The sequence below is a fragment of the Streptomyces sp. NPDC047081 genome (assembly GCF_040643775.1).
In the GTDB taxonomy this organism is placed as follows: Bacteria; Actinomycetota; Actinomycetes; order Streptomycetales; family Streptomycetaceae; genus Streptomyces.
The window spans coordinates 1-7570 of the sequence record NZ_JBEYUY010000069.1 but is presented as its reverse complement, the minus strand read 5'-3'; the positions used below and the strand labels follow the sequence as shown (position 1 = coordinate 7570).

The 7570-nt window shown below is 68.0% G+C and carries 6 protein-coding genes and 1 pseudogene; 1 reads left to right on the top strand and 6 read right to left on the bottom strand.

The window, feature by feature from the left end; genetic code table 11:
- Window positions 1-96: 96 nt before the first annotated feature.
- The 6 genes and pseudogenes from ABZ848_RS49435 to ABZ848_RS49410 all read right to left on the bottom strand — a co-directional run bounded on the left by ABZ848_RS49435 (window position 97) and on the right by ABZ848_RS49410 (window position 6858).
- The gene (locus ABZ848_RS49435) at window positions 97-1827 is read right to left on the bottom strand and encodes a hypothetical protein (protein ID WP_360843698.1); all 1731 of its coding nucleotides are present in this window, start codon (window positions 1825-1827) and stop codon (window positions 97-99) included.
- A gap of 484 nt (window positions 1828-2311) precedes the next feature.
- Complete coding sequence (locus tag ABZ848_RS49430; protein WP_360843699.1) at window positions 2312-3166, bottom strand: substrate-binding domain-containing protein; 855 nt, start codon at window positions 3164-3166, stop codon at window positions 2312-2314.
- Between the two features lie 3 nt (window positions 3167-3169).
- Window positions 3170-3316: pseudogene (locus ABZ848_RS49425) on the bottom strand (LacI family DNA-binding transcriptional regulator); the annotation flags it as partial.
- Window positions 3317-3572: 256 nt separating this feature from the next.
- Window positions 3573-4259: an FCD domain-containing protein gene (locus ABZ848_RS49420; RefSeq protein WP_360843695.1), complete on the bottom strand. Its 687-nt coding sequence runs from the start codon at window positions 4257-4259 to the stop codon at window positions 3573-3575.
- Window positions 4260-4374: 115 nt separating this feature from the next.
- Entirely contained in the window at window positions 4375-5844 is a 1470-nt protein-coding gene (locus ABZ848_RS49415) for an FAD-dependent monooxygenase (protein ID WP_360843692.1), read from the bottom strand.
- A 93-nt stretch (window positions 5845-5937) separates the two neighbouring features.
- Window positions 5938-6858, bottom strand: coding sequence for an NADP-dependent oxidoreductase (locus tag ABZ848_RS49410; protein ID WP_360843690.1), 921 nt, complete (start codon window positions 6856-6858; stop codon window positions 5938-5940).
- Between the two features lie 108 nt (window positions 6859-6966).
- Here ABZ848_RS49410 and ABZ848_RS49405 point away from each other — a divergent pair.
- Window positions 6967-7570, top strand: a 604-nt coding sequence (locus tag ABZ848_RS49405) for a cupin domain-containing protein (protein ID WP_360843688.1), incomplete at its 3' end; no start/stop codon positions are given.

The following is a 7570-nucleotide window of genomic DNA, read 5'->3' as shown; positions in this document are numbered from 1 at the left end:
AACTGGCGGTCAACCCAAACCATGGGTGTTTGGTTTTTGGCGGCTAATTTTATGATTTCTGGCCCCCGCTGTGTTCCGGGTGGGGGCGCCAGTCGGTCAGACGAGCGTGAGGCTGTCCAGCTCGGCGTAGCCGACGCCTCCGGAGAAGCCCGGCGACCCCTTCGCGAGGCGGATCGTGTTGTAACCCGCGTGCAGGTTGACGTTTACGGTGACGGTGCCGGTCGGGTTGCCCCAGCCCGAGCTGGTCGGCGGGTAGGTGACCGTCGACCATGTGCCGCCGTTGTAGGCGAGGCCCTGTGTGGAGTTCGCCCCGGTCGCGTTCGCGTACTTGACGGTCATAGCGTACGTCCGCGCGGTGGGCACGTTGACCAGGAAGTCCACGAAGCTGTCGTCACGCATGTCGGTCTTGTTGTCGATCTGACCGACATAGCCGCCGTTCGAGGCGCTGGTGGAGTTCAGCCGGTTGGCGTTGACGACTGTCGCGTTCTCCGCCTCGTACGTCTGCTGCCATGTCGGCGTGCCCGTCGTCGGCGTGATGAGCAGCTGGTACGCCATGTCCGCGTTCATGCCGGTCACCGGCACGTTGATGCTGCCGTCGGAGGCCACCGTGTACGTCGCCGTGGACACGGTGACCGGGGCTGCTTGATTGGTCGTGCGCCCGGTGTTCTCGGTGCGCGAGAGCGTCACGGTGACCTGCGAGCCGAGGACGCCGAGTCCGTTGACCTTGACCGCGTTGTCGCCGTTGTCGCCACCGAAGATGACGTTGACCTGCTTACGGCTCGCGTCGTACGAGGCGACACCGTCGACCCACGACTGGGGGACCGTCTGGACGATGTTGCCCGACTGGTCGCCGTACCACTTGTACGCCCAGTAGGACGCGGTCGGCTGGTTGTTGTAGAGCAGGCCGTTCATCGTGCCTGCCTCGTACCAGTAGGCGCGCTCGGCGTCGTGCACACCGGCCCGCTCCAGCGCGGCCATGTAGTGCACGCCGATGCTCGGCGTGTCGACCTGGGAGGGAGCGGCGTACTCGTTGATCGAGATCGGCCGGTGCGACAGGCCCAGCGAGGTCTCGATGGCACGGAAGTCGTTGACGTCGGCCTGGATGTACTGGTAGCCGAGGTTCGCGAGTTCATGCCACACCGCGACGGCCGGAAGCGTGTTGGTGTTCTTGGCATTGGTCATGAAGTTGAGCATCCAGTTGTGGTTGTAGCCGCCGGTGCCCGGCCCCACTATCGGCGTGCGCGTGTCGATGGCCCGGATGTCGTTGTAGGTACGCGTCCACATGGCCTCGAAGGTGCCGGCGTTGCCGCCCGTACTGTTCGTCCAGTTCAGGTCCGGCTCGTTCCAGATCTCGTAGCCCGCGATGTTCGTGGCGCTGGTGGCGTTCATGCGCGCCTGCACCATCGTGCGGGCCTTCGACTCCCAGTCGTCCCAGCTCACCCAGTTGTAACAGCACTGGCTGAAGATGTCGGGCAGGCGGACGTACTGCTGACCGCCCGCGTCGGTCACCTTGCCGGCGACCGACAGCGCGTCGCAGCACGGTGACGTCGCCCCGTTGCCCAGCTGCTGGGTGCCCGGCGGGGGCTGGGTGAAGCTGTTGACGTGCAGCGGATACAGCTGGCTCAGCGGCGGATTGGCTCCTGCATCGACGCCGTAGAGTCCGCCCGCGGCCACGTGGGTGACGGGGCGGACCACCGTACCGACGTTGACCGTCAGCGTGTTGCCCGCGGCGTGCGCGGGGGTCGTCACGACGGCACCGAGGGCCACCATCAGGCCCGCGATCACGGTCCTGGTCAACGCGTGCCGGCGCGGACGACTGCTGTTCATCGGGAGGTGCGCGGGTCTCGTTCGACGTACTGGCGCCGATCCGACGACACGCGCACGAGGACGTAGGCGGAGCATGCGAGTGCCCTTCCTGTTGCGGGGACGAGTGGCTGGGTGAGGAAGCGCTTCCCCGTCACTGCACGGCCTGTCGGCATATCACATAGGAGGGGGCTGCACGGAGGGGAGCGATTGCCGAGGCTGCGGTAGATGCATATAAGCCCAGATGACCGGCCTTCATCGACCGATGTTGCGGCGATATTTCCGCACCGTCAGCAGAGTGTCAATAGCCCAGAACCCGCCCGCAGTGGGCAACCATGTGCGCAACAGTGAGGCAACGCTTCCTCACGGGTTTGACCCCACCCGTCGGTCACACACTGCACAGTTGGGCGGCCACGGGCCGCAGTCCACAGCCCAACGCGAGGACGCGTCGCCGCCGCGGTTCGGGACGCGGAACTGACGACGGGGGCGGGCCCGGACGGCTGTCGACTCAGTCGGACGTGGTCGACCCACGGACCACGAGCGTGCATGGGTGCAGCCGCACGCCACCGCCGACGGGCTTGCCGTCGATCAGGCCGAACAGGTCGCGCACGGCTGCCGCGCCGAGGGTCTGCAGGTTCATGTCGACCGTGGTCAGCGGGGGCTCGCTCTCCAACGCGAAGACCGACCAGTTGTCGTATCCGGTGATGGCGACGTCATCCGGTACACGCCGGCCCGAGGCGAGCACGGCCTCCGTCACTCCGGCGGCGAGTTGATCGGAGCCGCAGATGATCGCGTCCACGTCCGGCACCTGATGGAGCAGCTCTTCCGCGGCGGCACGAGCCGCCCGTTGCGACCACTCAGTGTGCACCGCCTGCGCCAATTCGACGCCGCTGCGGCGCAGCGCGGTCCGCACCCCCTTCCCGCGTTCCACGACGGCCCGTCCCGTCCGTGGACCTGTGATCAAAGCCAGCCGACGACGGCCCAGTTCCAGGAGGTGCTCCGTCACGGCTCGGGCACCCGACAAGTCGTCCGGGACGTGGGCAACGTCGTTCTCACCGGTCTCGCCGTAGACGTAGGTGACCGGCTGATCGAGCCGGTCGACGCTCGGCGTGAGCGCGTTGTTGTCGCCGACGACAAGCACCCCGTCGACCTTGCGCTCCTGGAAGCGGTCGACGATCTGCCGCAGCCGCGCCTCGTCTCCCCGGGCGTCACTGATGATCATACTGAGGTCGATCTCGCTGAGCGCTTCCTCGGCACCGAGCACGATCGGCAGGACGAAGCGGTGCGCCAGGCTGTCCATCACGACCAGCCCCACGGTCCCGGTTCGTCCGCTGATCAGACTGCGCGCAATGCGGTTGGGCATGTACGACAGCTCTCGCGCCGCCTTGAGTACACGGCCACGCGTCTCAGCCGACACCCGATCCCGACCATTGATGGCTTTCGACGCGGTCGTCAGAGACACACCCGCCCTATGCGCCACCTCGGTGAGGGTCGCCGCCCGTCCTGTCTCCATAGGGCGATTGTGGCAGGTCACGGCGGTCGGCGGTCGCCCGTATGCCACGGCCCAGGCCGCGCTTCCGGTGCAGGCCGGATTCGCCGCACCCGCTCACTTGAGAAAGCGATTTTTCTCTCGAGTAAGGACACCACACCCGTTCGACCCGGGCGCAGCGGTCGACACCATCCTCATCGCCCTCGTCTCCGTCCTCCTCGTCTTCGGGGCCCGGTGACGCTCCCGCTGTCGAACTGATCGCGCACAGTTCGCGCGCCGCTCAGGACTCCGTCTCAGCGTCCACGATCTGGTCCCGGTAGAAGCGCACGATGTGCTCGCCGACGAGGTCGGCCGCCGCGTCCGGGTCGGACTTCTCGATGGCGCGCAGGATGCCCTCGTGCTCCGCGACCACCGCGTCCGCGACACTGCGCCAGTCGGACAGGCGCGCGAACGCCGCGACCATGCGGGACTCGACGGCGTCGCGCAGTGCCTGCATGAGGTCGGCCGTGAGCGCGTTACCGGAGATCCTGGCGACGGTGACGTGGAACTCGGTGTCCAGTGCGTTGAACTGCTGGTGTTCGAGTTCGGGGGACTTCATGGCCGTGATGAGCTGCGCCAGCCGATCGATGTCCTCGGGAGTCCGCGCCGCGGCGGCTCCCCGGGCGGCACTGCGCTCCAGTTGGACGCGGGTCTCGACGAGATCGGCCAGGCTGATCTGCGCCAGGGCGAGGTGCAGTCGCAGCAGGTTGGCGAGAGCCGGCGTGGTGCGCCCGGTGATCATCGAACCGGCGTCGGGCCCCGAACCGGTGCGCGCCTCGATGATGCCCATCGCCTCCAGCGCACGCAGAGCCTCACGCACACTGGTCCGGCCCACACCGAGGGCGTTGACCAGGTCACGCTCGCTGGGCAGCTTCTCCCCCGCCCGTAGTCTGCCGTCGAGGATCCGCTGTTCGATCTGCGCCAGCACCTGCTCGTACGTACGTGTCCGCCGGACCGGCTCCCATACTGTTGCGGCGCATCGAACGCCATGACCCCGCGCTGTTCGGTTCCCTCGTTGCCGGCACCGGGTGACCGCCAGAGAGTCAGGAGACGCCGGGGCCGAACCAAGTCTCCAGGGCAGCACGCAGGCCGATCGGGTCGTCTGCGGCGCCGCAGACGTACCCGTCGGGGCGCACCAGCGCGGCCGGCGACAGCTCCGGGTAGGCGGCCGCGTCCACGGGGACGTGGCGGACGCGGTCCTTCCATGGCGCGATCGTCGCGGCATAGCGCCGGTCGCCTGTGGTGTCGAGCAGGAGCCCATGGCCGCCGCGGGCGTGGTGCGACAAGTGGAGCCCGTCACCCAGCTCGAGGTCCGACATGCGGTGGCCCAGGCCGGACCCGATGTCATAGCGGAGGGACAGGCCGGCAATCTGCGAGGCGAACTTGTAGTTCGCCTCCGGCACGGCCAAGAGCTCGGCTACGGCGGACTTCACAGCGGGAATGTCCAGCCGTTCGAGTCCGAGTGCCATCTGTGCCTGGGTATCCGCCAGAACTGCGGCCCCTGCCGGGTGCCGCTCCACGTGGTAGCTGTCCAACAACTCCGCCGACGCCCAGCCGCCTACGGCCGCGGCCAGCTTCCAGCCGAGGTTGAACGCGTCTTGCAGCCCCAGGTTCATCCCCTGTCCGCCCGCAGGGTTATGGATGTGGGCGGCATCACCGGCGAGGAACGCGCGGCCGATCCGGTACTGGGCGGCCTGGCGCGTCGCATCCGTGAATCTTGACCCGGCTCGCAACTCCTTGAGACGGATCTCGGGCCCGAACTCGCGCTTGAGCACGTCCTGTACCTCGGCAGCGGTGACCTCTGCATGACGGTCGGCACCCGGTGTGGGGCCGTACGCGAGGCGGTACAACCCGTCGCGCATCGGCGCGAGGAAGGCGGACTCCTTGTCCGGCCTCATGACAGGCCCCCGGGGCTCGAATTCCGCTGAGAGGCCCTCCAGCACGATGTCGCAGACCACGCTCGGCGGATAAAGACCATCCCGCCCCGGGAAGTCCACCCCCGTCAGCTTGCGTACGGTGCTGCGGCCACCGTCTGCGCCGACGAGGTAGCGGGCGGTGACGCGACGTTCACCATCGGGGGTGGCGAGGACGACCGCCACGTGGTCGTCGTTCTCGTCGAGACCTCTGTCGATGCCTACCAGTTCAGTGCCACGTTCCGGCACGACGCCGGACTCGGCGAGGCCGTTCTCGAGAACCTGCACCACGTCGGGCTGACGGATGGCCGTCTGGTAAGGGAAGCGCGTGTCGAGCACACTGTAGTTGAGCGGAATCCCACTGAAGTGGCCTCCGTTCATCCGGGAAAAGGAGAGCTGCTTCATCGCCTCCAGCCGGCCTCGCCACTCCATGATCTCTTGCGTGCGCGGCTGCAGGTTCAGTGCCTTGGTCTGCTGGTTGGGCGTGGTCTCCCGCTCCACCACCATGGTTCGCACGCCCCAGAGCCTCAGCTCGTTCGCCAGCAACAGGCCAGTCGGGCCGGCACCAGCGATCACTACATCCGTATCGGACGCGAACATCCATCTCCTCTGTATTTCCAGTCATGTCCGGCCGACCACGGAAATCGCGGTCGTGCGGTCCGGGGCGCTTCTCGTCGATACGGGAACGGTGTTCTACGGTTCGAGCACGATCTTGCCGCGAGTGTGCCGCCGCATCAGCTCGCGGAACGCGGCACGGACCTCGGTGAGTGGATAACTGGCGGCGATCGGGACGTCGAGGTCACCGGCCGCGACCAACTTGGCGAGCTCGGCCAGCACATCGGCGTTCGCACAACCGTGCATGCCCTCGAAGCGGACGCCGGTACGGGCCGCGCCGGCGACATCGATGATGGTGTTGATCCGGTCCTTGGCGACGCCGAGTTCGAGCGCCAGGTCGATGTAGCCGTCGCCAATGGTGTCGACGAACGCGTCGACACCGTCGGGCGCGGCCGTACGAATCCGGTCCAGTACGCCGTCACCGTAGGTCACCGGGATCACGCCGTGATCGCGCAGCCAGGCGTGGTTGTGCTCGCCGGCCGACCCGATGACGGTGGCACCGGCACGGCGCAGCAGCTGCACGGTCAGCGAACCCACACCGCCCGCGGCCCCGGCGACGACGATCGTGTCGCCCGGTCCGGCCTCGACGGCCCGCACGTTCGCCTGCGCGGTGGCGCCCGCGACGAACAGCGCGCCGCCGACCTGCCACGGCACCGCGGGATCGCGCCGCACGAGGTTGCCGGCCGGGACGACGACCAGTTCGGCATGGCTGGAACGGGTGTCCACCCAGCCGATCACCTCGTCGCCGACCGACCAGCCGGATACAGCGGAGCCGACCTCGGCCACCACGCCGGCGAGGTCGCTGCCCTGGCCGGATGGAAACGTCGCGGGCCACCGTTCGTGCAGCGCGCCGATCCGGATCGCATTCTCGCCGGGGTTGATCCCGGCGGCCCGCACCCGCACCAGAACCTCGTCGGCGGCGGGCACGGGACGGGGCACTTCCCGGATCTCCAGCACGTCGATGTCGCCATACCGGTCGAACTGCACTGCCTTGGGCATACGACCCTTCCTTTCAAGGGATTTCTGTCCCCTTCGAGCAGACAACCAGCCCCGTGTGGCGTGATCCATGCTGGATTCGCGCAATAAAATGTGCGATCGTCTCATGACGTGGATGTGCTGACGGATATGCTGCAGCGTTCGCGTGCGCGCGGTGTCGCTTTCTCGCACGCGACAGCGCGCGGCGAATGGGGAGTACGGTTCCCGACCGGCGCCGAGCTCGCGATCCACGGCGTCCTTGGCGGCCAAGCGTTCATCTGGACCACCGACCCCCGCAGCTCCCGCCACGTGCTGTCCGGCGACATCGTCCTGGTCCGCGGGCCTTCCGAACAGTTCATGGCACACGAGCCGGGTGCGGACGTGATCCCGTTCCTGGGCCAGCCCTCCTCCGGCCCACCCGGCGGGGCCCGGCACACGTCGTTCGGTACCGGATCCGACAACCCGACCACGTTCTTCTGCGGCGCGTACACCTTCCAGGGTGATCTGTGCGCGGGACTGCTCACCGGGCTGCCTGACGTGACCGTGGTGCGCCCGCGCCCCGGGTCGGGCCTGCGCGCGACCCTGGACGTGTTCGCCGGCGAACTCCGCCGCGATGCGCCGGGACAGCAGGCGCTGTTGGACAGCCTGCTCGACGTGATCCTGGTGCAGGCGTTGCGAGAACAGCTCGCCGCCGACGTACAGGCCGCGCCCGCCTGGTTCCGCGCGATGGGCGACC